At 68.8% G+C, this 25,011-nt stretch carries 29 protein-coding genes; all 29 read left to right on the forward strand.

Features of this window, described 5'->3' with window-relative positions; translation table 11 throughout:
- Window positions 1-4 precede the first annotated feature (4 nt).
- The 29 genes from FB391_RS20060 to rplE all read left to right on the forward strand — a co-directional run bounded on the left by FB391_RS20060 (window position 5) and on the right by rplE (window position 24,884).
- Window positions 5-1,357 (forward strand): RDD family protein, encoded by a 1,353-nt coding sequence (locus tag FB391_RS20060; RefSeq protein ID WP_141892548.1) that lies wholly within the window; start codon window positions 5-7, stop codon window positions 1,355-1,357.
- Entirely contained in the window at window positions 1,354-5,829 is a 4,476-nt protein-coding gene (locus FB391_RS01570) for a type VII secretion EssC family protein (protein ID WP_141892549.1), read from the forward strand. Before FB391_RS20060 ends, FB391_RS01570 begins: the two co-directional genes overlap by 4 nt.
- Before the next feature lie 125 nt (window positions 5,830-5,954).
- Complete coding sequence (locus tag FB391_RS19570) at window positions 5,955-6,299, forward strand: flagellar protein FlgN (protein WP_185842886.1); 345 nt, start codon at window positions 5,955-5,957, stop codon at window positions 6,297-6,299.
- A 14-nt stretch (window positions 6,300-6,313) separates the two neighbouring features.
- Entirely contained in the window at window positions 6,314-7,648 is a 1,335-nt protein-coding gene (locus tag FB391_RS01575) for a hypothetical protein (RefSeq protein ID WP_185842887.1), read from the forward strand.
- A gap of 5 nt (window positions 7,649-7,653) precedes the next feature.
- Window positions 7,654-8,280, forward strand: a complete 627-nt coding sequence (locus tag FB391_RS01580) for a hypothetical protein (protein WP_141892551.1) — start codon at window positions 7,654-7,656, stop codon at window positions 8,278-8,280.
- On the forward strand, window positions 8,277-8,858 hold the full coding sequence (locus FB391_RS01585; RefSeq protein ID WP_141892552.1) for a hypothetical protein: 582 nt from the start codon (window positions 8,277-8,279) through the stop codon (window positions 8,856-8,858). The genes FB391_RS01580 and FB391_RS01585 overlap by 4 nt, the downstream gene beginning before the upstream one ends.
- Window positions 8,845-9,726 carry a hypothetical protein gene (locus tag FB391_RS01590; RefSeq protein ID WP_141892553.1) on the forward strand — a complete coding sequence of 294 codons (882 nt, stop codon included), beginning with the start codon at window positions 8,845-8,847 and terminating at the stop codon, window positions 9,724-9,726. Before FB391_RS01585 ends, FB391_RS01590 begins: the two co-directional genes overlap by 14 nt.
- 104 nt (window positions 9,727-9,830) lie before the next feature.
- Window positions 9,831-10,118 carry a WXG100 family type VII secretion target gene (locus tag FB391_RS01595; RefSeq protein WP_018171432.1) on the forward strand — a complete coding sequence of 96 codons (288 nt, stop codon included), beginning with the start codon at window positions 9,831-9,833 and terminating at the stop codon, window positions 10,116-10,118.
- Between the two features lie 70 nt (window positions 10,119-10,188).
- Window positions 10,189-10,953 (forward strand): hypothetical protein, encoded by a 765-nt coding sequence (locus FB391_RS01600; RefSeq protein ID WP_141892554.1) that lies wholly within the window; start codon window positions 10,189-10,191, stop codon window positions 10,951-10,953.
- A gap of 265 nt (window positions 10,954-11,218) precedes the next feature.
- The gene (gene rpsL / locus FB391_RS01605) at window positions 11,219-11,587 is read left to right on the forward strand and encodes a 30S ribosomal protein S12 (RefSeq protein WP_018171438.1); all 369 of its coding nucleotides are present in this window, start codon (window positions 11,219-11,221) and stop codon (window positions 11,585-11,587) included.
- Between the two features lie 5 nt (window positions 11,588-11,592).
- Complete coding sequence (gene rpsG / locus FB391_RS01610) at window positions 11,593-12,063, forward strand: 30S ribosomal protein S7 (RefSeq protein WP_018171439.1); 471 nt, start codon at window positions 11,593-11,595, stop codon at window positions 12,061-12,063.
- A 121-nt stretch (window positions 12,064-12,184) separates the two neighbouring features.
- Window positions 12,185-14,299, forward strand: coding sequence for an elongation factor G (fusA, locus tag FB391_RS01615; protein ID WP_141892555.1), 2,115 nt, complete (start codon window positions 12,185-12,187; stop codon window positions 14,297-14,299).
- A 157-nt stretch (window positions 14,300-14,456) separates the two neighbouring features.
- Window positions 14,457-15,650: an elongation factor Tu gene (gene tuf / locus FB391_RS01620; protein ID WP_141892556.1), complete on the forward strand. Its 1,194-nt coding sequence runs from the start codon at window positions 14,457-14,459 to the stop codon at window positions 15,648-15,650.
- A gap of 410 nt (window positions 15,651-16,060) precedes the next feature.
- The gene (locus FB391_RS01630) at window positions 16,061-17,020 is read left to right on the forward strand and encodes a hypothetical protein (RefSeq protein WP_141892557.1); all 960 of its coding nucleotides are present in this window, start codon (window positions 16,061-16,063) and stop codon (window positions 17,018-17,020) included.
- 103 nt (window positions 17,021-17,123) lie between these two features.
- Complete coding sequence (locus tag FB391_RS01635; protein ID WP_141892558.1) at window positions 17,124-17,339, forward strand: Rv0909 family putative TA system antitoxin; 216 nt, start codon at window positions 17,124-17,126, stop codon at window positions 17,337-17,339.
- Window positions 17,340-18,212: 873 nt separating this feature from the next.
- Window positions 18,213-18,521: a 30S ribosomal protein S10 gene (gene rpsJ / locus FB391_RS01640; RefSeq protein WP_106816553.1), complete on the forward strand. Its 309-nt coding sequence runs from the start codon at window positions 18,213-18,215 to the stop codon at window positions 18,519-18,521.
- Window positions 18,522-18,529: 8 nt separating this feature from the next.
- Window positions 18,530-19,189: a 50S ribosomal protein L3 gene (gene rplC / locus FB391_RS01645; protein WP_141892559.1), complete on the forward strand. Its 660-nt coding sequence runs from the start codon at window positions 18,530-18,532 to the stop codon at window positions 19,187-19,189.
- Between the two features lie 4 nt (window positions 19,190-19,193).
- On the forward strand, window positions 19,194-19,856 hold the full coding sequence (rplD, locus tag FB391_RS01650; protein WP_141892560.1) for a 50S ribosomal protein L4: 663 nt from the start codon (window positions 19,194-19,196) through the stop codon (window positions 19,854-19,856).
- The gene (gene rplW / locus FB391_RS01655; protein WP_018171446.1) at window positions 19,853-20,152 is read left to right on the forward strand and encodes a 50S ribosomal protein L23; all 300 of its coding nucleotides are present in this window, start codon (window positions 19,853-19,855) and stop codon (window positions 20,150-20,152) included. The genes rplD and rplW overlap by 4 nt, the downstream gene beginning before the upstream one ends.
- Before the next feature lie 26 nt (window positions 20,153-20,178).
- Entirely contained in the window at window positions 20,179-21,018 is an 840-nt protein-coding gene (gene rplB, locus FB391_RS01660; RefSeq protein ID WP_141892561.1) for a 50S ribosomal protein L2, read from the forward strand.
- 12 nt (window positions 21,019-21,030) lie between these two features.
- Window positions 21,031-21,312: a 30S ribosomal protein S19 gene (gene rpsS / locus FB391_RS01665; protein ID WP_018171448.1), complete on the forward strand. Its 282-nt coding sequence runs from the start codon at window positions 21,031-21,033 to the stop codon at window positions 21,310-21,312.
- 22 nt (window positions 21,313-21,334) lie between these two features.
- Window positions 21,335-21,733, forward strand: a complete 399-nt coding sequence (gene rplV, locus FB391_RS01670) for a 50S ribosomal protein L22 (protein WP_018171449.1) — start codon at window positions 21,335-21,337, stop codon at window positions 21,731-21,733.
- Complete coding sequence (gene rpsC / locus FB391_RS01675) at window positions 21,733-22,515, forward strand: 30S ribosomal protein S3 (RefSeq protein WP_141892562.1); 783 nt, start codon at window positions 21,733-21,735, stop codon at window positions 22,513-22,515. Before rplV ends, rpsC begins: the two co-directional genes overlap by 1 nt.
- The gene (gene rplP / locus FB391_RS01680) at window positions 22,515-22,934 is read left to right on the forward strand and encodes a 50S ribosomal protein L16 (protein WP_018171451.1); all 420 of its coding nucleotides are present in this window, start codon (window positions 22,515-22,517) and stop codon (window positions 22,932-22,934) included. The genes rpsC and rplP overlap by 1 nt, the downstream gene beginning before the upstream one ends.
- The gene (gene rpmC / locus FB391_RS01685; RefSeq protein WP_045301493.1) at window positions 22,934-23,248 is read left to right on the forward strand and encodes a 50S ribosomal protein L29; all 315 of its coding nucleotides are present in this window, start codon (window positions 22,934-22,936) and stop codon (window positions 23,246-23,248) included. Before rplP ends, rpmC begins: the two co-directional genes overlap by 1 nt.
- The gene (rpsQ, locus tag FB391_RS01690) at window positions 23,248-23,562 is read left to right on the forward strand and encodes a 30S ribosomal protein S17 (protein ID WP_141892563.1); all 315 of its coding nucleotides are present in this window, start codon (window positions 23,248-23,250) and stop codon (window positions 23,560-23,562) included. The genes rpmC and rpsQ overlap by 1 nt, the downstream gene beginning before the upstream one ends.
- A complete protein-coding gene (gene rplN, locus FB391_RS01695; protein WP_018171454.1) occupies window positions 23,559-23,927 on the forward strand; it encodes a 50S ribosomal protein L14 in 369 nt (122 codons plus the stop codon). Before rpsQ ends, rplN begins: the two co-directional genes overlap by 4 nt.
- Before the next feature lie 4 nt (window positions 23,928-23,931).
- Complete coding sequence (rplX, locus tag FB391_RS01700) at window positions 23,932-24,291, forward strand: 50S ribosomal protein L24 (protein WP_141892564.1); 360 nt, start codon at window positions 23,932-23,934, stop codon at window positions 24,289-24,291.
- Between the two features lie 2 nt (window positions 24,292-24,293).
- On the forward strand, window positions 24,294-24,884 hold the full coding sequence (rplE, locus tag FB391_RS01705) for a 50S ribosomal protein L5 (RefSeq protein ID WP_141892565.1): 591 nt from the start codon (window positions 24,294-24,296) through the stop codon (window positions 24,882-24,884).
- Window positions 24,885-25,011: the final 127 nt, after the last annotated feature.

A 25,011-nucleotide genomic window follows, 5' to 3' on the forward strand; every position in this document is an offset into this window, starting at 1 on the left:
TCCGATGACCCTCCCCGCATCCGTCCCGCCCCCACCCGCTCCCGAAGACCCCGAGGTCCTCGGGATCGTCTCGGCTGCGCCCGGCATCCGCTCGCTCGCCTTCACGATCGACGCGGGCATCTGGCTGCTGCTCGCGTCGCCCGCGGTGGTCGGCGCGCTCATGGTGGCCGGCGGTGACACGTCGTTCGTCGGGCCGCTGCTCGTGATCATCGGCACGGTCCTGCCGCTGCTGTTCGGTCTGCTGCAGCTCGCGCTGCACGGCCGCCGCGGCGTCACCGCGGGCAAGGCCGCCATGCGACTCCGGTCGATCGCCGTGGACGACCTCGGCCGGGCGGGCTTCTGGCACGTCGTGCTGCGCGCGCTCGTGCTGTGGGCCAGCGCAATCGTGCCGCTCGTCGGCCCCGCCCTGATGTTCGCCTCCGGTCTGTGGGATCCGCAGGGCCGGGGGCGCAGCATCCTGGATCGCGTCGGCGGATGCTGGGTGATCGACGCGCGCGCCGGGCTCGACCCGTTCGATGCCAAGGCACTGCGTCATGCGCGGCGTGCGGCGGCGGGGCGCCCCGAGCAGAGCGAGAATCTGCCGTCCATGGCGAGCGACGCGGACGCCGCCACCGCGCTGCGGATCCCCGGCGCCCGCTCGCGGGCCGGCGTCGTGGGCCCCGGCAGCACGGGCGCCCAGTGGGAGGCCGTGTCGGACGGCATCGACGCGAGCGTGATCGCCCAGGTCCCCGGCGGCGCGGCGACCGCCCACGCGGCGACCGGTCTCGTCACCGGTGCGCCGGGGGTCACGCCCGCGGCGGCGCCCGCAGCATCTGCGCCCGCCGCACCCGCCGCCCGCGGCGCGCTGCCGCGCCAGGATGCAGCCCCCGCGGAGGGGCCTGCTCAGCCGGTGCCGGCATCCGCGCCCGTGCCGCAAGCCTCCGCCACCCCTGCACCCGCGCCCGTGCCGCAAGCCTCCGCCACCCCTGCGCCCTCGCCGGCGAGCCCGGGCACGGGGCCGGTGGGCTCACGCCGCGCGCAGGCGATGATCCGCTTCGACGACGGCTCCATCGTGCGCGTCCCGGCGCGCGGCCTCATCGGCCGCGATCCGGAGCCCGCCGCGGGGGAGCAGGTCGAGGCGCTCGTGCGCCTGGAGGACCCGCAGCGGCTCATGTCGAAGACGCACGCCGCCTTCGGGCAGGACGCCGACGGCCTGTGGGTCGCCGACCGCGGCTCCCGCAACGGCACCCAGCTGGTGTCGCCCGGCGGCGACGTGGTCGACGTGCCGTCCGATCAGGCGGCGCGGGTGCCGCTCGGCTGGTCGGTGCAGGTGGGCGGCAGGTCGTTCGAACTCGTGGCGAGAGGTGCTGATTCGTGAAGCTGAAGCTGAGTCTGCGTCGTGGCGTGGGATCCTCCGTCGACGTGTTGGTGACCGCCGATGCGACGGCGACCGTCCAGGACGTCGCCCGGGCGCTCGCCGACGGCGACGCGCTCGCGGCGCCGGGCGGCGTCAACGCGAGCGAGGTCCCGACGCTGCTGGTAGCCTCGCCTGCCGGGCAGCCGGTGCACCTCAACCCGGCCATGCCGATCGCCGACGCCCCGATCGGATCGGGGTTCGACGCGTCCGTGGTCCCCGCGCTGGCGACGGGGATGGATGCCGCCGCCACCGCCGCCGTCATGCGCATCCACAACGGTCCCGACGCCGGCCGCACGATCCCGCTGCCGGCAGGGTCGAGCGTCATCGGCCGCGTCGCTCCCGCGCAGGTGCTGCTGGACGACCCGCAGGTGTCCAAGCGCCACGCCCGCGTCGACGTCGATCAGGGCATCGACCTCATCGACCTCAACTCGGCGAACGGGCTCATCGTCGACGGCGGTCTCGTGCAGCGCGTGCGCGTGCTGCCGGGTCAGCGCATCACGATCGGCTCCACCGAGGTGTCGTTCGCCCTCGCCCCGCGCGTGCAGACGGACGACTCGCTCGTGCTGGAGCGCGGCGGGGCGTTGATGTTCAACCGCTCGCCCCGTGTCGAGGACCGCTACACGGGCCGTGAGTTCCGGCATCCGATCATCCCCAACGAGGCGGATCCGCGCATCTTCCCGTGGCCCATGATCATGGCGCCGGTGCTGCTGGGCCTCGCGATGTTCGCGATGACGCAGCGGCCGACGTCGCTGCTGATCGTGGTGATGGCGCCGCTCATGATGCTCGGCAACTTCATCGGCCAGCGCACCCAGCAGGGCAAGAAGCTGGAGCTGGAGATCGAGACGTTCGAGACGCAGATCGACGAGCTGGAGCAGTCCCTCGAAGAGGAGGAGCGCCTGGAGCGGGAGCGCCGCCGGGCCGAGGCGCCGGCGACCGCGACCATCTACGAGAACGCCATGTCGCTCGGCCCGCTGCTGTGGACGCGGCGGCCGGAGCACTGGAACTTCCTGGGACTGCGGCTGGGCGTCGGCACGGCCGACAGCCGCAACACCGTGCAGGAGCCGAACGACCAGCGCGGCATCGCCCAGTACGCCCAGCAGGTGCGGGTGCTGCGCGAGCGGTTCGCGCAGATCGACGACGTGCCGGCGATCGAGCTGCTGCCGTCGGCGGGCGCGATCGGCATCGCCGGTCCTCGCGAGCTCGCCGCCGACGTCGTGCGGGGCCTCGGCGTCCAGCTGTTCGGCCTGCACGCGCCCAACGAGGTCGTCACCGCCGCGATCATCGACCCTGCCTGGACCGGTGACATGGAGTGGATGAAGTGGCTGCCGCACACCACCAGCCCGCGTTCCCCGTTCGCCGAGATGGCCCTCGCCGACAGCCAGTCGGCGGGCACGGCGCTGCTCAACGGGCTCGAAGAGGCGATCCTCGAGCGCCTGTCGGGATCGGCCACCCGCCGCGGCCCGGTGTCCGAGAACGAGACGTCGATGGCCCTCGGCAAGAGCGTGGGCGAAGGCCGTGACGCGTCGGCGGTCGGGGATGTGTCGCTCGTCCTGTTCGTGACGCACGACGCGCCCGTCGACCGGCCCCGGCTCACGCAGGTGATCGAACGCGGACCGGATGCCGGCGTCTTCACGATCTTCGTCGCCCCGACCGTCGAGTCGCTGCCCGCCGCCTGCCGCACGTTCATCGACGTGTCGGGCGGGCTCGAGGACGCCATGGTCGGCTGGGTGCGCGCCGGCCACCGGACGCGCACCGTGCAGGTCGAGGGCGTCTCGCGCGGGTACGCCGAGATCTTCGCGAAGCGCCTGGCTCCCGTGGTGGACTCCAGCTCGGTCGCCGCCGACTCGTCCGACCTGCCCGCCAACGTGTCGATGCTGCGACTGATCGGCACCGACATGGCTGCCGAGCCGCAGGCCGCGATCGAACGGTGGCGGCAGAACAACTCGATCATCGACCGGCGCCGCGGTCCGCGGCCGCGCCTGAAGCGCGCGGGCACGCTCAAGGCCTACATCGGCCAGGGGAGCCCCGACGCGATGTCGCTCGATCTGCGCACGCAGGGTCCGCACGCGCTCGTGGGCGGCACGACGGGTTCGGGCAAGTCCGAGTTCCTGCAGGCGTGGGTGCTCGGCATGGCGGCCGAGTACAGCCCCGACCGTGTCACGTTCCTGTTCGTGGACTACAAGGGCGGCTCGGCGTTCGCCGACTGCGTCGACCTGCCGCACACCGTGGGGCTCGTCACCGACCTGTCGCCGCACCTCGTGCGCCGGGCGCTGACGTCGCTGCGGGCCGAGCTGCACCACCGCGAGCACCTGTTCAACCGCAAGAAGGCCAAGGACCTCCTGGAGCTGGAGAAGCGTCAGGATCCCGACACGCCCCCCGCGCTCATCCTCGTGATCGACGAGTTCGCGGCGCTGGCGACCGAGGTGCCCGAGTTCGTGGACGGCGTCGTCGACATCGCCCAGCGAGGCCGGTCCCTCGGCATCCACCTGATCATGGCCACCCAGCGGCCCGCCGGCGTCATCAAAGACAACCTGCGCGCCAACACGAACCTGCGTGTCGCACTGCGGATGGCCGACGCCGCCGACTCCAACGACGTCGTGGGCGACGTCGTCGCGTCCACGTTCGACCCGTCTCTGCCCGGACGCGGCATCGCGAAGACCGGCCCCGGCCGCCTCGTGCCGTTCCAGTCCGGCTACGCCGGAGGATGGACGACCGACGAGCCCGACCGCGCCCAGGTGCGTGTGGCGGAGCTGCGGTTCGGCTCGGTGACCCTGTGGGAGAGCGACGGCGAGGGCGAGTCCGACACGCACGACGAGGACCTCGGCCCGAACGACCAGAAGCGCCTCGTGGCGAACCTGGTCGAGGCGGCCGCGGACGCCGGCATCCCCGCTCCCCGCCGGCCGTGGCTCGACGACCTCGCCACGACGATCGACCTGCGCGATCTTCCGATGTCGGGCGACGACCGCATCCCGCTCGGACTCGCCGACATCCCGCAGCGCCAGCTGCAGGAGGCCGTGTTCTTCAGCCCCGACACCGACGGCCACATGCTCGTGTACGGCACGAGCGGCGCCGGCAAGTCGGCCGCGCTGCGCACCATCGGCATCGCCGCGGGCGCCCGCCCGCAGACCGGGCGCGTCGCCGTGTACGGCATCGACTTCGGCACCGGGGCGCTGCGCTCGCTCGAGACGATGCCCCAGGTGGGCTCGGTGGTCTCGGGCGACGACGTGGAGCGCGTGCAGCGGCTACTGCGGACGCTCCGTCAGATGCTCGACGACCGCGGCAAGCGGTTCTCGGAGGTGAACGCGGCGTCGCTGTCGGAGTACCGCACGATCACGGGCGACGTCACCGAGCCGCGCGTCATCCTGCTCCTCGACGGCTTCGGCGTCTTCAAGCAGGACTGGGAGACGACATCCGCCCGCGCGGCCTACTACGCGATCTTCATGCGCATCCTCGGTGAGGGCCGCCCGCTCGGCATCCATGTCGTCGCCACCGCGGACCGCTACGGCGCCGTTCCGACCGCCGTCAGCGCGAACGTCACCAAGCGCGTCGTGCTGCGCATGTCGGACGAGGGGGCGTACTCGATCCTCGGCGTCCCCAAGGACGTCCTGAACGAGCGCAGCGTCCCCGGCCGCGCCATCGTCGACGGCCTCGAGACGCAGATCGCGGTCATCGGCGGAACCACCAACGTCGCCGAGCAGAACGCCGCGGCCGAGCAGTTCGCCGCGGCGCTGCGCGCCGCCGGGGCCATCGAGGCCCGGAACATCGGCTCGCTTCCGACCGAATTGGATGCCGCCACCCTGCCCGCGAGCATCGACGCGCTCCCCGTGCTCGGCGTCGGCGACGACACGCTCGGACCCAAGGGCTTCGAGCCCGTGGGCACCTTCGTGGTGGCCGGCCCGCCGCAGTCCGGCAAGACGACCGCCGTGCGCGGCATCATGCGGGCGATGCAGCGGTTCGACCCGAAGGTCGAGCTGTTCCACTTCGGCGGACGCCGTGCGGTGCTGCGCGACGAGACCGCGTGGCGCCGCTCGGCGATCGGGATCGAGGACGCCCGGACCCTCGCGAAGGAGCTGAAGGACATCGTCGCCGACGAGACCGTGTCCAGTCGCATCGTCATCGTGGTCGAGAACATCACCGAGTTCGGCGACACCGACGCCGAGCGGCCGCTGAAGGAGCTGTTCCAGGCCGTCAACCGCAGCGACCACTTCCTGGTGGCGGACGGCGACGTGACGCAGCTCTCGGGCGGCTACGGACTCATCGGCGAGCTCAAGGCGGGCAGGCACGGCATCGCGCTGCGCCCCGAGAGCTACGACGGCGAGTCGCTCTTCAAGGTTCCGTTCCCCAAGGTGCAGCGCCATGAGTTCCCCGCCGGACGCGGTCTGTTCGTCGAGAACGGGCGCTTCGTGACGGTGCAGCTGCCGCTGGTCGGCTGATCTTGTCCACATGGGGAATGGTCCCCATGTGCCGCTCGGCGGCCGTTGGCTAGCCTGGCTGAGGATCTCGCCGGTCCGGACATTCGCGGGCCACGGCGACGACCCGCACGAGGAGGAGAGCAGCGATGGCCGACCGGGTCTGGTTGAACATGGAGGATCTCGAAGAGGTGACCGCCGGACTGTCGGCGGCGATCTCCGAGTTCGAGCACGCCGCCGACAACACCGACGAGATCGAGGGCGCGATCGGGCGCCCGGACGGCCGCGGATCGCTGCGCGACCGCGTCGACGACTTCGAGGGCGACTGGAACGACAACCGCGACAAGCTGAAGGAATCGCTCACCGGAGTGCGCGACCACCTGCAGGGGATCATCGACGGATTCCTCAAGCTCGACACCGACCTGGCGACCCAGATGTCCGACGCGCAGCGCGACCAGCTCGCGAACTCCGGCCGCGACAACACCCCGGTCTGAACGGAAGAGACACCATGACGTACCCGTATGCGTACGAGGCGCCCCTGTACTCGCCCGCGCACCACTACCGCCTCCAGCTGCTCGACGGCGAGGCGGGCAAGATCCAGACCGGCGGTCAGCGCCTCGAGACCCTCGGCGCCACGATGACGTCCGCGGCGAAGTCCCTGTCGCGCATCAGCGAGGGCAAGACGCAGATCTCGGACGCCGTCGACAAGGTGCGCGAAGAGGCCGGCGACGTCCACGCCGATCTGAGCAAGGCGGGGGAGCGGTACTCGAAGACCGGCAGCACGCTGCGCACGTACGCGACGGCGCTCGCCGAGGCGCAGCGGCTGATCACCCCGCTGGTGCCCAAGATCCAGGATGCCGACGACGACCGCCGCGCCGGCCAGGCGACGCTCGCCGACGCGCAGGACGCGCAGCGGGACCTCGACCGCGTGTGGATCTGGGAGGACGAGCCCACCGAGGCGCAGCGCCAGGCCGCGGCCGGCGAGGTGTCGGACGCGCAGGGGGCCGTCTCGGCCGCGCAGGGCCGTCTCGATGAGCTGTGGCCGCAGTTCGAGCGCGCCTTCGGCCACTGGTCCGACGCGTACGAGGCGGCTGTGACGGGAATCGAGTCCGCGATCGCCCAGGCCGACAACAACGACAGCTGGTGGGACGACGCCATCGACGTCTTCATCGAGGCGGTCGGATGGGCCGCGATGGCGCTGGCGATCATCGCCATCTTCGTCGCGGCGCCGCTCGCTGCCGTGCTGCTCGCGGCGGTCGCCATCCTGACCGTCATCAGCCTCGTCGGGCACATCTACCTGATGACGAAGGGGCGGGCGTCGTGGAGCGACATCGCCTTCGACATCGTCGGACTCATCCCGTTCGTCAAGCCGATCGCCGGTGCCCTGCGGGCGGGTGGAACCCCCGTGCGCATGTTCAGCAACCTCGCCGGCCGCCTGCGTCCCGGTACGGCGATCAACGCGATGAGCCACGGCAGGCGCACGCTCTGGGAGTCGCTGAACCGCACTTTCACCGGCCCGGGCGGCCGTCGCGGCGCACAGCAGTGGGCGCAGCAGCGCACGGCCGAGATCCTCGGAGGCCGCACCGTCAACGTCAAGTGGGTGTGGAACTCCATCCGCGGCGGACACCGCAGCTACGGCGACTTCCCCCAGTTCGTGGCCGACCTCACCTCCGGCGCGTCGGGGCAGGTGCGCGGCATGTCGGCCTGGCTGCGCTCGTCGCGGGCGACGACCGTCATGCCGAGCGGGGTCCAGTCCGCCTTCAACGTGGGCGGCTTCACGGCCGGACTCGACCCGGTGTTCTCGCTCATCCCCGGTTACGGCGATGCGCGTGAGAAATACTGAATGCCGTGGTGGATGATCTCCGTGCCGAGCTGGCGGCGAACCAGGAGTCCGAACTCGAGTTCTCGGTCGTGCTGCCGCCGGGCTGGGCGCGCTTCGGCGTCGACGCCGAAGCGGAGCGCCGCCTGACGGCCAACATGATGGCCGTCCTGCGCGAACGCAGCACACCCGCCGAGACGATGTCGGTGCGCCAGTTCGTGCACGCCGGTTTCACCGAGCTGCGACGCCAGAAGGCCGTCGCCTGCTATCTGCCTGTGGCGCCGGTCGACGACATCGTGATCCCGGCGTCGATCACGGTCGCCCCGGCGCCGGTGCGCTCGCCCGACCGGCTGGAGGAGTTCGCGCAGCGCGTCGAGGCGAAGTCCGTTGTCTTCGCGCGCGGACGCGATGAGGACGGCCTCGAGGTGTGGCGCTGGGAGCAGCGGCGCGCCGGCCTGCCCGGCGAGGGCGGCGAGGATGCGGGATCACGCACCGTCAGCTATCTGTTCGAGGCGCCGCGCGGCTCCCGCCGGACGCCCGCCGTGGTGAGCGGGTCGCTGCTGTATGCCGCGGGCGAGGCCGAGAGCGACTTTGCCGAGGACGTGCTCGTCCTGTTGGATGCCATCATGGGCACTTTCACATGGTCGGCCCGGTGAGGGCCGGAGAGGCGCCCGACGAAGGCCCCGACTACGACCCGGAGCTGTGGATCGAGGTTCCGCTGTTCTTCCCCTTCGCCGGGTGGCCCGACGCCGCGGCCTGGGCGCACGACATCGCGCAAGAGGCCGCTCTCCGTCCGGACGAGCGCGAAGGGCTCGCGGAACGGGCGCGGCTGCTGGCCGAATCGGACTGGCCGGCCACACGACGCTTCTGGTACTTCCCCGTGCAGGGCGGGTTCGAGGCGATCGTCCACGTCATCGACGTGGACGAGGTCATTCCGCAGGAGCAGGTCCTGGAGATGCTCCGCACCGACGACGCGCGCGTGACCGACCCCGTCATCGAGGCGATCGAGGGTGTGCCGGGGGCCTGGCGCAGCGCGTACATCGTCGCGGAAGGCGACCAGGACCAGCGTGCCGCCATGGGCGTGGTCCGTGCCGTCCGGATGCGCGGCGAGGGCACGACGCTCGTCGAGCTGATCGACGCGGACCTCGCCGCCATCGGCGTCGCGCTGCCGGATTTCGACGCCCTCGTGGGCGATCTGCAGTTCATCGGAGGAGGAGTCGGTGGGCGCGACTGAGGAGTGGAACGAGCTCGTGGCGGCGACGCCCGACGTCGCGGCGGCGTACGCCGGCATCGGCACGAGGGGCGGTGACCGCCGATCGCGCGTGCGCCGGCGCGCCGCCGAGCTCGACGCCGGGCGGCTCACCATCCCGGCGATCGCGTGGGAGCTGCAGTCGGCGGCCGCGGACGGCGACGCACGGACGCGGATCACGGCCGCCTACGCGCGCTACCGCAACGACGTGCAGGTGGCGACGCAGCGGACGATGGCGGCAGCCGCGTCGGCTCCGAGCCCGGCCTCACACGGGGCGGAGACCATGGGCGGCCGCGGGCACGTCGCCTGGTTCGTGATCCTGCTGATCGTGGCGCTGCTCGCGCCGGCCGCGATCCTGCCGGCCCGGGCGGGTGGTGGCTTCGTGTCCGACCTCGACCAGGTCGCCCTGCTGTCGGGCATCGTCTCGCTGGTGATGTCCATCGTCGGGCTCGTCTACGTGCGCCGCGTGTCGCGGCCCCTCGTCGGTGCGGCGGTGCCGATCATCCTGGCGATCTGGGTGCTCGTCGGTGTCGTCGTCGCATGCCTGCGGGTGGCCGATGACCCGTTCCTGATGCAGCCGTCCGTCATCGCCGGCATCGTCCTGATGGTGGTCGCGGCGGTGCTCTACGGTGTCGCGGCCTTCCTCCTGCGCGGCGCCCGCCGCGCTCCGGCGGCGGCCCCCGCGCCCGTCGACGGCACCGCGGCGGCGCTCGCCGACGCGGTCGCCGGCGAGGACGCCGACGCCGCGATGATCCGACGCGCGGCGTACGCCGACGGCATCCTGACCCTCATGAAGCGCGACGAGCTGGACGCCGACGACGCGGCGACGCTGCTGCGGGCGTACTCGGCCTGAGCCCACCCACATGGGGAATGGTCCCCATGTGGGTGTGGTGGGGGGTTGTCGTAGCCTGGCGGTGGGCCTGATCGGGTCCGCTGATTTTGACAAAGGGACGGATCATGGCTGATTTCAAGGCTTCTTACGGCGAGATGGAGTCGATGGCGGGCAAGCTCGACTCGGGTCGCGAAGAGATCGGTGACGTGCTGCGTCGCCTGAAGAGCGACGTGGACCGTCTGCTGGGCGATGACTTCAAGACGCAGCACGCGTCGGGCAAGTTCGGTGAGGGGTACAACGAGCTGACCACGGGTCTGGAGAAGGCCATCGAGGGCATCTCCGACATGGGCGAGTCGCTGCGCAAGATGATGCAGGCGATCAAGGACACCGACCAGGCTCTCGCCGGCAACTGACGACGTCTTCTTCGAGTGGATGCCGGCGGCCCAGGCCGCCGGCATCCACTTTCTTCTGGAAAGGCGCGCGATGAGTGACGACGTCATCACCGCAGCCGACCACGCGCGCACGAGCGTCGCGGACGGAACGCCACTCGACTGGGACGCGCTCGAACGCAGCGCGTACGCCGCGCACCCCGAGGTGCAAGAGCTCCTGGATGCCTCGGCCGAGGGTTTCCGGGCGCGCCCGGCCCGCACCTTCTCGGCGTGGGGACTCCTGACGATCGTCGTGGAGTTCTGGCCGCTCATCGCGCTCGGACTCGTCAGCATCCCGGTCCGGCTCGGCGCCGACGCGACCGTACCCGTCGTCATCGCCGGTCTCGGTGCGCTGGCGTACGTCGGGTTGCGCTGGCAGTGGCTCAAGCCGGACGCCGAGGTTTCGGCGCAGATCGCGGTGCTCTCGTTCGCTCAGGCCGTCATCGGCGGGGTGATCGCCGCGACCTACCCGTTCTACGCCGAGACGATCGCCGGGGGATGGGCGTGGTTCGCCGTCTTCCTGCTGATGACGGCGGCGGCTCTCGTCACCGGCATCGTGCAGCTGGTCCGTGGACGCCGGCGCGGGAGCGCCGCACGCGGGCGCGGCAACCCCGTGCTGGCCGTGCGCTCGGCGATCGATGAGCTGCCTCAGACCGACCGCGACGGCATCCGCGCAGATCTCGATGCGGCCCTGCGCACCCTGCGCGACGCGGGCGTGATCGCACCGCAGCAGCAGACGCGGCTCACCGCCGCGCCGCTGGGCACGCTCGCGCGCACCCATGCGGTCCTGGCACGGAGGAATCGCACGGGGCGGGCCTGAGGGGCGGCATCGGCCGCCGGCATCCACTCCGCGTTTGCCCGACCCCCGAAACCCACGTATCATAGATCGGGTGTGCGCTCACGCGCGCCGTCCGACGTGCCTCGGCGTGTCGGCGGCCGGGCGGGCGCCGCATTCAGGGAACGGTCTGCGAACAGGCCACCCCCACGGCATACCCACCACGAAACGCACGACAGGTTCCTGTCGCGCCGGTGGGTCTGTGGTGAAACCACGACGCTGTCACCGTGCAGCATTATGAGGAGAGAACGTGCCAACTATTCAGCAGTTGGTTCGCAAGGGTCGCTCGCCCAAGGTCTCGAAGACCAAGGCGCCGGCGCTCAAGGCGAACCCGCAGCAGGCGGGTGTCTGCACCCGCGTGTACACGACCACGCCCAAGAAGCCGAACTCGGCGATGCGCAAGGTCGCCCGTGTCAAGCTCCGCAACGGCACCGAGGTCACCGCGTACATCCCCGGTGAGGGTCACAACCTGCAGGAGCACTCGCTCGTGCTGGTCCGTGGCGGCCGTGTGAAGGACCTTCCGGGTGTCCGCTACAAGATCGTCCGGGGTGCGCTCGACACCCAGGCTGTCAAGAACCGTAAGCAGGCTCGCAGCCGCTACGGCGCGAAGAAGGGCTGAGTCAGATGCCTCGTAAGGGTCCCGCTCCCAAGCGTCCCGTCGCCAACGACCCGGTCTACGGCGCCCCGATCGTCAGCCAGCTGGTGAACAAGATCCTCGTCGACGGCAAGAAGTCGCTCGCCGAGTCGATCGTCTACGGCGCCCTGCAGGGTGTCGAGGCGAAGAACGGCCAGGACGCCGTCGCCACGCTCAAGAAGGCGCTCGACAACGTGCGCCCCACGCTCGAGGTCAAGAGCCGCCGCGTCGGTGGCTCGACCTACCAGGTGCCGGTCGAGGTCAAGCCTCACCGTGCCAACACGCTGGCGCTCCGCTGGCTCGTGAGCTACGCGAAGGGTCGTCGTGAGAAGACGATGACCGAGCGTCTGCAGAACGAGATCCTGGACGCCTCGAACGGCCTGGGTGCCGCGGTCAAGCGCCGTGAGGACACCCACAAGATGGCCGAGTCGAACCGCGCCTTCGCGCACTACCGCTGGTAATCAGCGTCAGAGCGTCTCGTCTCGCTCGTACCTCGCTCGCTCAACGACCGGGCCCCGGTCGTTGAGCGGGCGGAGCGAGACGAAACGCCCCAGAACCACCTTCAACCCGTAAGGACACCCCGTGGCACAAGAAGTGCTCACCGACCTCAACAAGGTCCGCAACATCGGCATCATGGCGCACATCGATGCCGGCAAGACGACGACGACCGAGCGCATCCTGTTCTACACGGGCGTCAACCACAAGATCGGCGAGACGCACGACGGCGCTGCCACCACCGACTGGATGGAGCAGGAGCAGGAGCGCGGCATCACGATCACGTCGGCCGCCGTCACGTGCTTCTGGAACAAGAACCAGATCAACATCATCGACACGCCCGGCCACGTCGACTTCACGGTCGAGGTCGAGCGTTCGCTCCGCGTCCTCGATGGCGCCGTCGCCGTCTTCGACGGCAAGGAGGGCGTCGAGCCCCAGTCCGAGACGGTGTGGCGTCAGGCCGACAAGTACGACGTGCCCCGCATCTGCTTCGTCAACAAGATGGACAAGCTGGGCGCCGACTTCTACTTCACGGTCGACACCATCGTCAACCGCCTGAAGGCCAAGCCGCTCGTCCTGCAGCTGCCGATCGGTGCTGAGAACGACTTCGTGGGCGTCATCGACCTCGTCGAGATGCGCGCGCTGGTCTGGCCCGGCGATGCCAAGGGCGACGTGACCATGGGCGCCAAGTACGAGATCCAGGAGATCCCGGCCGACCTCGCCGACAAGGCCGCCGAGTACCGCGAGATCCTCCTCGAGACCGTCGCCGAGACCGACGAGGAGCTTCTCGAGAAGCACTTCGGCGGTGAGGAGCTCACGGTCGCCGAGATCAAGGCGGCGATCCGCAAGCTCACGATCGCTTCCGAGATCTACCCGGTCCTGTGTGGCTCGGCGTTCAAGAACCGCGGCGTGCAGCCGATGCTCGACGCGGTCGTGGACTACCTGCCCTCGCCGCTCGACGTCCCCGCCATCGAGGCGAAGGACCCGAAGAACGAAGAGATCATCATCGAGCGTCACGCCGACCGCGAGGAGCCCTTCGCGGCGCTCGCGTTCAAGATCGTGACGCACCCGTTCTTTGGCCGTCTGACCTACATCCGCGTCTACTCGGGTCACCTCGACTCGGGTGCCCAGGTCGTCAACGCGACCAAGGGCAAGAAGGAGCGCATCGGGAAGATCTTCCAGATGCACGCCAACAAGGAGATGCCGGTCGACTCGGTCACCGCCGGTCACATCTACGCCGTCATCGGCCTCAAGGACACCACCACCGGTGACACCCTGTCGGATGCCGCCAACCAGGTCGTCCTCGAGTCGATGACGTTCCCGGAGCCGGTCATCGAGGTCGCCATCGAGCCCAAGACGAAGGCCGACCAGGAGAAGCTGGGTCTCGCGATCCAGAAGCTCGCCGAAGAGGACCCGACGTTCCGCGTCGAGCAGAACGCCGAGACCGGCCAGACCGTCATCAAGGGCATGGGCGAGCTGCACCTCGACATCCTGGTCGACCGCATGAAGCGGGAGTTCAAGGTCGAGGCCAACGTCGGCAAGCCGCAGGTCGCGTACCGCGAGACGATCAAGAAGACCGTCGAGCGTCACGACTACACGCACAAGAAGCAGACCGGTGGTTCGGGTCAGTTCGCGAAGATCCAGTTCGCGCTGGAGCCTCTCGAGGTCACGGCCGACAAGATCTACGAGTTCGAGAACAAGGTCAGCGGTGGCCGCATCCCGCGCGAGTACATCGGACCCACCGACCAGGGCTTCCAGGACGCCATGAACGTCGGCGTGCTCGCCGGCTACCCCATGGTGGGCGTGAAGGCGATCCTCCTCGACGGTGCCTCGCACGACGTCGACTCGTCCGAGATGGCGTTCAAGATCGCCGGCTCGATGGGCTTCAAGGAGGCCGTCCGCAAGGCGAACCCCGTCATCCTCGAGCCGCTCATGGCGGTCGAGGTGCGTACTCCCGAGGAGTACATGGGTGACGTCATCGGCGACCTGAACTCGCGTCGTGGCCAGATCCAGTCGATGGAGGACGCCCAGGGCGTCAAGGTCGTCCGGGCTCTGGTGCCGCTGTCCGAGATGTTCGGCTACATCGGCGACCTGCGGTCGAAGACCTCTGGCCGCGCGGTGTACTCGATGGAGTTCGACAGCTACGCCGAGGTTCCTCGCAACGTCGCTGACGAGATCGTCCAGAAGGTCAAGGGCGAGTAACCCTTTCTGCCGGGATGCCTCGGTGACGAGGCATCCCGGCGGCACAACTTCACACAGAATCAACAGAACCGTCTCTACTAAGCTGGAGACATCCCCGTAGACGACCGACGCACACCAGCGTCCGGAACCTCTACACGAACGTCCTGAGGAGGACCCAGTGGCTAAGGCCAAGTTCGAGCGCACCAAGCCGCACGTGAACATCGGAACGATCGGTCACGTCGACCACGGCAAGACCACGCTCACCGCAGCTATCTCGAAGGTGCTCGCCGACAAGTACCCGTCGGCCACCAACGTGCAGCGCGACTTCGCGTCGATCGACTCGGCTCCCGAGGAGCGTCAGCGCGGTATCACGATCAACATCTCGCACGTCGAGTACGAGACCCCGAAGCGTCACTACGCTCACGTCGACGCCCCGGGTCACGCCGACTACATCAAGAACATGATCACCGGTGCCGCTCAGATGGACGGCGCGATCCTCGTGGTCGCCGCCACCGACGGCCCGATGGCTCAGACGCGTGAGCACGTGCTGCTCGCCAAGCAGGTCGGCGTCCCCTACCTGCTGGTCGCGCTGAACAAGTCGGACATGGTCGACGACGAGGAGATCCTGGAGCTCGTCGAGCTCGAGGTCCGCGAGCTCCTCTCGTCGCAGGACTTCGACGGCGACAACGCCCCCGTCGTGCGCGTCTCGGGCCTGAAGGCTCTCGAGGGCGACGAGCAGTGGACGCAGTCGATCCTCGACCTGATGGAGGCCGTGGACTCGTCGATCCCCGACCCGGTGCGTGACAAGGACAAGCCGTTCCTCATGCCCATCGAGGACGTCTTCACCATCACCGGCCGTGGCACGGTCGTCACGGGCCGCGCCGAGCGTGGCACGCTGGCCATCAACTCCGAGGTCGAGATCGTGGGTCTGCGCCCGACGCAGAAGACGATCGTCACCGGTATCGAGATGTTCCACAAGCAGCTCGACGAGGCATGGGCCGGCGAGAACTGTGGTCTGCTCCTGCGCGGCACCAAGCGTGACGACGTCGAGCGCGGCCAGGTCGTCGTGAAGCCCGGCTCGGTCACCCCGCACACCAACTTCGAGGGCACGGCGTACATCCTGTCCAAGGAGGAGGGCGGCCGTCACAACCCGTTCTTCACGAACTACCGTCCGCAGTTCTACTTCCGCACCACCGACGTCACCGGCGTCATCACGCTGCCCGAGGGCACCGAGATGGTCATGCCCGGCGACACCACCGACATGACGGTCGAGCTGATCCAGCCGATCGCCATGGAGGAGGGCCTCGGCTACGCCATCCGTGAGGGTGGCCGCACCGTCGGCGCCGGCACGGTCACGAAGATCATCAAGTAATCTTCGACTGCTGTAGAGAGGGCCGCACCCGCAAGGGTGCGGCCCTCTTGTCGTTCCCCCCCCCCGCCCGCTCGCCCGCCCCCCCGGCCCCCCGACCATGCCCCGCCCTGCGCGACCATGCCCTCTGGTTCGTGACCATGCCCTGCCCTGCGCGACCATGTCCTCTGGGTCGCGAACATGCCGTGTCGTCCGCGATCATGCCCCCGGCCGGAACAGGCACGGTCGCGATGGAAGGGGCAAGGTCGGCCGCGGATGGGCATGCTCGCGGCGAGAGGGACACGGCCGGCGTGCCGAGGGGGGCATGGTCGTGGAGGCGGCGCGTCCTCCACAGGGGCGAGAGCGGCGCGACTTGTCCACACACGTGTGCAGCGCCCTGGTCGGGCTGAACGCGGCTGGCCACGATCGGATGCATGGCCATACGTGACGGACGGATCGCGCTGTTCGACCGTGCAGGCGTGCGGCTCGACGTTGGCGCGCCAGTCGGGATCGCGCCCGGGCTGCTCGCACGCGTCCGTCCGGGTGCGTACGCCCTCGCATCCGAGTGGGAGCAGCTGTACAGCGAGATGCGGCTCCGTACGCTCGCGCACGCCGTGGCGTCGCGCCAGCGGGACGGGCTTGCGACGTTCTGCCGCGCGACAGCGTCGGCGCTGTGGCGGCAATCCGTGTTCCGCACCCGGAGCGACAGGGTCGACGTCATCGTCCCGCGCCCGTACACGCGACGCGACACCGCCGACGTGGTCCGGCATCAGGAGCCGCTGCCCGAGAACGACGTCGCCCTCATCGACGGGCTCCGGGTGACGTCGCTCGACCGGACGGTGTACGACGTCATCCGCACCGGCTCACCCGAAGCGGGGATCGTCGCGTTCGACGACGCGCTGCGCAAGACGGCGTGGGACGAGGTCGCGCTGACGTACGACCACACGAGCGCCGAGGCGTTCCGAACGCTCGTGCGAGAGCGGGTGGTCGCCGGAACCAGGGCGCGCGGCATCCGCCAAGCCCGCGTCCTCACCGAGCTGGCCGACGGCCGAACGCAGCTTCCGGGCGAGGCGGTGTCGCGATTGTGGATGCTGCAGCTCGGCGTTCCGCCTCCGCAGCTGCAGTTGCGCGTCGAGCTCGGCGACGGCAGGTTCGCGCTTCTCGATCAGGCGTGGCCGGAGCGCGGTCGCTGGATGGAGTTCGACGGCGCGATCAAGATCGCCGACGCCGACTTCATGTCGGGGCGGACCGCGGCCCAAGTGGCGGCCGACCAGCACGAACGCGAGCGGCTCGTCGTGCGTGCGACCGGGTGGCGCTGCGACCGTTACGGATTCGAGCAGCTCGCTTCCCTCGACGTGTTCGCGGGGTATCTGCGTTCCATCGGCATGAGATAGCCCGGCGCGTGGCGGACGCCGCTTGCCGGAAAGGGTTCCGCCGGCGGCATCCCTCCCGCGAGAATGTGACGTGACGCCGCAGTCGGGGCGAGAAGGAGTGAGCATGGGAATCGACGACATCGTCAACCAGGGCAAGGACTTCCTGGAGCAGAACAAGGACAAGATCGACGACGTCCTCAAGTCGGAGCAGGCCGAGGGCGTCAGCGACAACGTGCTGGACGCCGCTGCCGATTTCGTGAAGAAGGTGGCGCCCGACAGCATCGACCAGCACGTCGACGGTGTGCGCGACAACATCGACAAGGCCGTCGGCAACGAGTGACCTGAGACAGTCGAAGCGGCCCGGGGCGACCCGGGCCGCTTCGACTGTCTCAGCACGGGCCGTCGACGCGGAGGCAGGCTCCTGGCGCCGTCCGCGTTGTTGTCGAGCCGCTACTTGACGGGATCACCTGCGAGGCATAGCTTTGCCCCGGGAACACGCTTCGGCTCGTGTTTGGGGAGAAATGCCGAACCGCTTGGGGAAGCACGACCGCATCATTCTCACTTGCCGTTGCGTGATTGGGAGGGGGCCCCATCTGGGGCGCCCTGCGTCGTTACGACAGAGGCCGGGCTGCCCCGAGGTCCGTCCTCTCACCCCACCCCGTCAGCGCTGTTGTGACGGGGGCCGAGCCCTTCGCCACTCCCGATGGCGAGGGCTCGGTCGCGGGCGCGAGTACCTCCCGCGGGTAAGCACCGGCCGCCCCTTCCGCCGTGCCGGCGGCATCCATTCCTCTCCGCAGCGGATGCCGCCTGAGAAACGCCCGAGCATACCCGCGTCGCGACACGCCCGAGTTTGCGACACGCCCGGGCTGCACGTAGACTAGTGAGGTTCCACATTCCGGCGCCCCTCTTGGCGTGCGCTGGATCACTGCCAGGGCAGTGCATAGGCGGCGCAACGCGCAGGGTCCTAGGCCGCGGGCAGCAGAACCACCACATCCAGAATCCACCTCCAGCGGAGCCATGCTCTGCGCGGGCGGAGAACGGATGCCGGGAGCGGCGCTTCGGCGCGGCATCCGGATTGACAGCAGAACAGCGGTGCAGCATCCCTCGACAAGCTCGGGAACCGAGCGGCCGCGAGGAACAGTGCCAGGGCGCTCAGCGCCCATGTGCGTCCAATGCCACAGGGGTATGACGCGAGAAAGAGAGTGAGCAGACAATGGCGGGACAGAAGATCCGCATTCGCCTGAAGTCGTACGACCACGAGGTCATCGACTCGTCGGCGCGCAAGATCGTCGACACCGTGACCCGTGCGGGCGCGACGGTTGTGGGCCCGGTGCCCCTTCCGACCGAGAAGAACGTGATCGCTGTGATCCGTTCGCCTCACAAGTACAAGGACAGCCGCGAGCACTTCGAGATGCGCACCCACAAGCGCCTGATCGACATCGTCGACCCGACGCCCAAGGCGGTCGACTCGCTCATGCGCCTCGACCTCCCGGCCGATGTCAACATCGAGATCAAGCTCTGAGGTTCGACATGGCTGACATCAACAACAAGGTTTCCAAGGGCCTGCTGGGCACCAAGCTCGGCATGACCCAGGTCTGGGACGAGAACGGCAAGCTCGTTCCCGTCACCGTCATCGAGATCGCTCCGAACGTCGTGACCCAGGTCCGCACGCCGGAGAAGGACGGCTACAAGGCCGTCCAGATCGCCTACGGCCAGATCGACCCCCGCAAGGTGAACAAGCCCCAGACGGCCCACTTCGAGGCCGCCGGTGTCACCCCGCGCCGTCACCTCACCGAGATCCGCACCGCGGACGCCGCTGACTACTCACTCGGTCAGGAGCTCACGGTGGACGGCACGTTCGAGGCCGGCCAGCTGGTCGACGTCGTCGGCACCAGCAAGGGCAAGGGCACCGCGGGTGTCATGAAGCGTCACAACTTCAAGGGCGTCTCCGCTTCGCACGGTGCGCACCGCAACCACCGCAAGCCCGGTTCGATCGGCGCATCGTCGACCCCGAGCCGCGTCTTCAAGGGCATGCGCATGGCCGGCCGTATGGGTGGCGAGCGCGTGACCGTTCTCAACCTCAAGGTGCACGGCATCGACGCCGAGAAGGGTCTGCTGCTCGTCAAGGGCGCCGTCCCCGGTGCTCGTGGCCGCATCGTCTACGTCCGCAACGCAGTGAAGGGTGCCTGATCTCATGGCTGACTCGACTCTCGCGCTCGACGTCGTGAAGGCAGACGGCAAGAAGGCCGGCTCGGTTGAGCTGCCCGCCGCTCTGTTCGACGTCAAGACGAACATCCCGCTCATCCACCAGGTCGTCGTCGCGCAGCTCGCGGCGGCTCGCCAGGGCACCCACTCGACCAAGCGTCGCGGTGAGGTCTCGGGCGCCGGCCGCAAGCCCTTCAAGCAGAAGGGCACGGGTAACGCCCGCCAGGGCTCGATCCGCGCGCCGCACATGACCGGCGGTGGCATCGTGCACGGCCCGAAGCCGCGCGACTACTCGCAGCGCACCCCCAAGAAGATGATCGCCGCCGCCCTCCTGGGCGCGCTCAGCGACCGTGCTCGTGGCGAGCGTCTGCACGTCGTGGAGTCCTTCGGCATCGAGGGCGCCCCGTCGACCAAGACCGCTGCCGCGGTCCTGACCGGTCTCGGCGCCGTCAAGAACGTGCTCGTGGTCGTGGACCGCACGGACGACATCAGCGTCCTCAGCGTCCGCAACATCCCGTTCGCGCACGTGCTGCCGTTCGACCAGCTCAACGCCTACGACGTGCTCGTCTCGGACGACATCGTCTTCACCAAGGCCGCCTACGACGCGTTCGTCTCGTCGAAGACCGCCGCCACCGAGGAGGCCTCGGCATGACCGCCGTCAACAAGGACCCGCGCGACATCATCCTGAAGCCGGTCGTTTCGGAGAAGAGCTACTCGCTCATCGACGAGGGCAAGTACACCTTCCTCGTCGACCCGCGTGCCTCGAAGACCGAGATCAAGCTCGCGATCGAGAAGATCTTCGGCGTCAAGGTCGCTGCGGTCAACACGCTCAACCGCGCGGGCAAGGCCCGTCGCACCCGCTTCGGCACCGGCAAGCGCAAGGACACCAAGCGTGCCATCGTGACCCTGAAGTCGGGCACCATCGACATCTTCACGGCAGTCGGCTGACGGTCGGGAACGAGGACTAGAGAACTATGGCTATTCGCAAGTACAAGCCCACGACCCCGGGTCGCCGCGGCTCGTCGGTGGCCGACTTCGCCGAGATCACGCGATCGACGCCGGAGAAGTCGCTCCTCCGCCCGCTCAGCAAGACCGGTGGCCGCAACAACCAGGGCCGCATCACCACGCGTCACATCGGTGGTGGCCACAAGCGTCAGTACCGCGTCATCGACTTCCGTCGCAACGACAAGGACGGCGTCAACGCCAAGGTCGCGCACATCGAGTACGACCCCAACCGCACCGCGCGCATCGCGCTGCTGCACTACTTCGACGGTGAGAAGCGTTACATCCTCGCCCCGAACAAGCTCCAGCAGGGCGACATCATCGAGTCGGGTCCCTCGGCCGACATCAAGCCGGGCAACAACCTGCCGCTGAAGAACATCCCCACCGGTACCGTGATCCACGCGATCGAGCTCCGCCCCGGCGGCGGCGCGAAGATCGCGCGTTCGGCCGGTGCGTCGGTGCGTCTCGTCGCCAAGGACGGCCCCTACGCCCAGCTGCGTCTGCCCTCGGGCGAGATCCGCAACGTCGACGCGCGCTGCCGCGCGACCGTCGGCGAGGTCGGCAACGCCGAGCAGTCGAACATCAACTGGGGCAAGGCCGGCCGCAACCGCTGGAAGGGCATCCGCCCGACCGTCCGCGGTGTCGCGATGAACCCGGTCGACCACCCGCATGGTGGTGGTGAGGGCAAGACGTCCGGTGGTCGTCACCCCGTTTCGCCGTGGGGCCAGGCCGAAGGCCGCACCCGTCACGCGAACAAGGAAAGTGACAAGTACATCGTCCGTCGTCGCAACGCCGGCAAGAAGCGCAAGTAGGAGTAGAGGAAGATGCCTCGCAGCCTTAAGAAGGGCCCCTTCGTCGACGAGCACCTGCTTCGCAAGGTCGTCGTCCAGAACGAAGCCGGCACCAAGAACGTCATCAAGACCTGGTCGCGCCGTTCGATGATCATCCCGGCCATGCTGGGTCACACCATCGCCGTGCACGACGGTCGCAAGCACATCCCCGTGTTCGTGACCGAGACCATGGTCGGCCACAAGCTGGGCGAATTCGCGCCCACCCGCACCTTCCGCGGCCACGTGAAGGACGACAAGAAGGGCCGCCGCCGCTGACGCGGGGGCAGAGGAGAGAGAAATGGTGGAGTCCATCGCACGCGTGCGACACATCCGCGTGACCCCTCAGAAGGCTCGTCGTGTCGTCGCGCTCATCAAGGGCAAGCAGGCTGAGGAGGCCCTGGCCATCCTCAAGTTCGCACCGCAGGGTGCGAGCGAGCCGATCTACAAGCTCGTCGCCTCGGCGATCGCGAACGCTCGCGTGAAGGCCGACAAGGACGGCGAGTACCTGGACGAGCAGGACCTGTACGTGAAGAACGCGTACGTCGACGAGGGCACGACGCTCAAGCGTTTCCAGCCCCGCGCGCAGGGTCGTGCTTTCCAGATCAAGAAGCGCACCAGCCACATCACCGTCGTGCTCTCGACCCCCGAGGTCGCTGAGACGGCTGAGGCTGGCAAGAGCAAGAAGGCGAGCAAGTAATGGGACAGAAGGTTCACCCGTACGGCTTCCGCCTCGGCGTCACCACGGACCACGTGTCGCGTTGGTTCTCGGACTCGACGAAGCCGGGACAGCGTTACGCCGACTACGTGGCCGAGGACATCCGGATCCGCAAGCTGCTGCAGACGCAGCTCGACCGTGCCGGCGTCAGCAACATCGAGATCGAGCGCACGCGTGACCGCGTCCGCGTCGACATCCACACCGCCCGCCCGGGCATCGTGATCGGTCGCCGCGGCGCCGAGGCCGAGCGCATCCGCGCCGACCTCGAGAAGCTCACCGGCAAGCAGATCCAGCTGAACATCCTCGAGGTCAAGAACCCCGAGGCCGACGCTCAGCTCGTCGCGCAGGGCATCGCCGAGCAGCTCACCGCTCGCGTGGCGTTCCGCCGCGCGATGCGCAAGGGCCTGCAGGGCGCTCAGCGCGCCGGCGCCAAGGGCGTCCGCATCCAGGTCTCCGGCCGCCTCGGCGGCGCCGAGATGAGCCGTTCGGAGTTCTACCGCGAGGGTCGTGTGCCGCTGCACACGCTGCGCGCGAACATCGACTACGGCTTCTACGAGGCGAAGACCACCTTCGGCCGCATCGGCGTGAAGGTCTGGATCTACAAGGGCGACCTGACCAACAAGGAGCTCGCTCGCGAGCAGGCCAACGCGCCGAAGTCTGACCGTCGTCGTGACGACCGTCGTGGCGGCCCGCGTGGCGACCGCGGCGAGCGTGGCGGCGACCGCCGCAACGAGGCCCCCGTGGCAGAAGGAGCGTCGGCGTAATGCTCATCCCCCGCAAGGTCAAGTACCGCAAGCAGCACCACCCCGGCCGCAGCGGCCAGGCCACCGGCGGCACGAAGGTCTCCTTCGGCGAGTTCGGCATCCAGGCGCTCACCCCCGCTTACGTGACGAACCGTCAGATCGAGTCCGCTCGTATCGCGATGACCCGTCACATCAAGCGTGGCGGCAAGGTGTGGATCAACATCTACCCCGACCGTCCGCTCACCAAGAAGCCCGCCGAGACCCGCATGGGTTCGGGTAAGGGCTCGCCGGAGTGGTGGGTCGCAAACGTCAAGCCGGGTCGCGTCCTCTTCGAGGTCGCCGGCGTCAACGAGGAACTCGCTCGTGAGGCCCTGACCCGTGCCATCCACAAGCTGCCTCTCAAGGCACGCATCATCAAGCGCGAGGAGGGCGACGCGTAATGGCGATCGGCACCAAGACGCTCGCTCCCAGCGAGCTCGACACGTTCGAAGACCAGCGCCTCGTCGAGGAGCTGCGCAAGGCCAAGGAAGAGCTGTTCAACCTGCGCTTCCAGTCGGCCACCGGCCAGCTCGAGAGCCACGGCCGCATCCGTGCGGTCAAGCGCGACATCGCGCGGCTCTACACCGTGATCCGTGAGCGCGAGCTCGGCATCCGTGCCACGCCCGCGCCGCTGGAGACCGCGACGAAGGCGAAGAAGACCAAGGCCAAGAAGGCGGATGCCGCCGACGAGGCTGCGAAGGAAGAGGCCGAGTGATGGCTGAGAAGAAGCAGGCCGTTGAGGTCGAGCACGGCGCGCACGACGTCCGCGACGCCGACGCCCGTGGCTACCGCAAGGCGCGCCGCGGCTACGTCGTCAGCGACAAGATGGACAAGACCATCGTCGTCGAGGTCGAGGACCGCGTGAAGCACCCGCTGTACGGCAAGGTCATCCGCCGCACCTCCAAGGTCAAGGCGCACGACGAGGGCAACACTGCCGGCATCGGCGACCTCGTCCTCATCAACGAGACCCGCCCGCTGAGCGCCACCAAGCGCTGGCGTCTGGTGGAGATTCTGGAGAAGGCCAAGTGATTCAGACTGAGTCCCGCCTCAAGGTCGCCGACAACACCGGCGCCAAGGAGCTGCTCACGATCCGCGTGCTCGGCGGCTCCAACCGTCGTTACGCCGGCCTGGGCGACATCATCGTCGCCACGGTCAAGGACGCGATCCCGGGCGGAAACGTCAAGAAGGGCGACGTGGTCAAGGCCGTCGTCGTCCGCACCGTCAAGCAGACCCGTCGTGCCGACGGTTCCTACATCAAGTTCGACGAGAACGCCGCCGTCATCCTGAAGAACGACGGGGAGCCCCGCGGCACCCGTATCTTCGGCCCGGTCGGCCGTGAGCTTCGCGACAAGAAGTTCATGAAGATCGTCTCGCTCGCACCGGAGGTGATCTGACCCCATGGCCAAGATCAAGAAGGGCGACCTGGTTCAGGTCATCTCGGGCGCCAAGCCCGAGCGCGGCGGCGACCGCGGCAAGCAGGGCAAGGTCCTCGAGGTCCTTTCCGAGCAGAACCGCGTCATCGTCGAGGGCGTGAACTACGTCACCAAGCACAACCGCGTCGGCCAGTCGCAGCGCGGCACCAAGACGGGCGGCATCGAGACGATGGAAGCCCCGATCCACATCTCCAACGTCGCGCTCGTCGACCCCTCGACCAAGAAGCCGACCCGCGTCGGTCACCGCGTCGAGGAGCAGACGAAGGACGGCGTGAAGCGCACCGTCCGCGTGCGCTACGCGAAGAAGTCAGGCAAGGACCTCTGAACATGAGCACCACCACTGCCGTGGAGGCTGGCAAGATCCAGCCCCGCCTGAAGCAGAAGTACAACGCCGAGATCAAGAAGGCGCTGCAGGAAGAGTTCGGCTACGCGAACGTCATGCAGATCCCCGGCCTGGTCAAGGTCGTCGTGAACACCGGTGTCGGCGAGGCTGCTCGCGACAGCAAGGTGATCGATGGTGCGGTCGACGACCTCACCAAGATCACCGGTCAGAAGCCGGTCGTCACCAAGGCTCGCAAGTCGATCGCGCAGTTCAAGCTGCGCGAGGGCCAGGCCATCGGCGCGCACGTCACCCTCCGCGGTGACCGCGCGTGGGAGTTCCTGGACCGTCTGGTGAACCTCGCCCTGCCCCGCATCCGCGACTTCCGCGGCCTGTCGGGTGCGCAGTTCGACGGTCACGGCAACTACACCTTCGGTCTCCAGGAGCAGTCCGTGTTCCACGAGATCAACCAGGACAAGATCGACCGCGTGCGCGGCTTCGACATCACTGTGGTGACGTCGGCTTCGACGGACGCCGAAGGCCGTGCGCTGCTGCGCCACCTCGGCTTCCCGTTCAAGTCCGAGGACGCCCAGGCGTGACCCGTGGATGCCTCGGCCGGCGCATAAGCTCCGGCCGAGGCATCCGCTCACACAACTGAATACGGCCATCATGGAAGGTCGTCTGGCGTGTAACGCCAGCCGATACCTCGTGAACGAAGGAACCCAG

The sequence above is a fragment of the Microbacterium kyungheense genome (assembly GCF_006783905.1).
GTDB lineage: Bacteria > Actinomycetota > Actinomycetes > Actinomycetales > Microbacteriaceae > Microbacterium > Microbacterium kyungheense.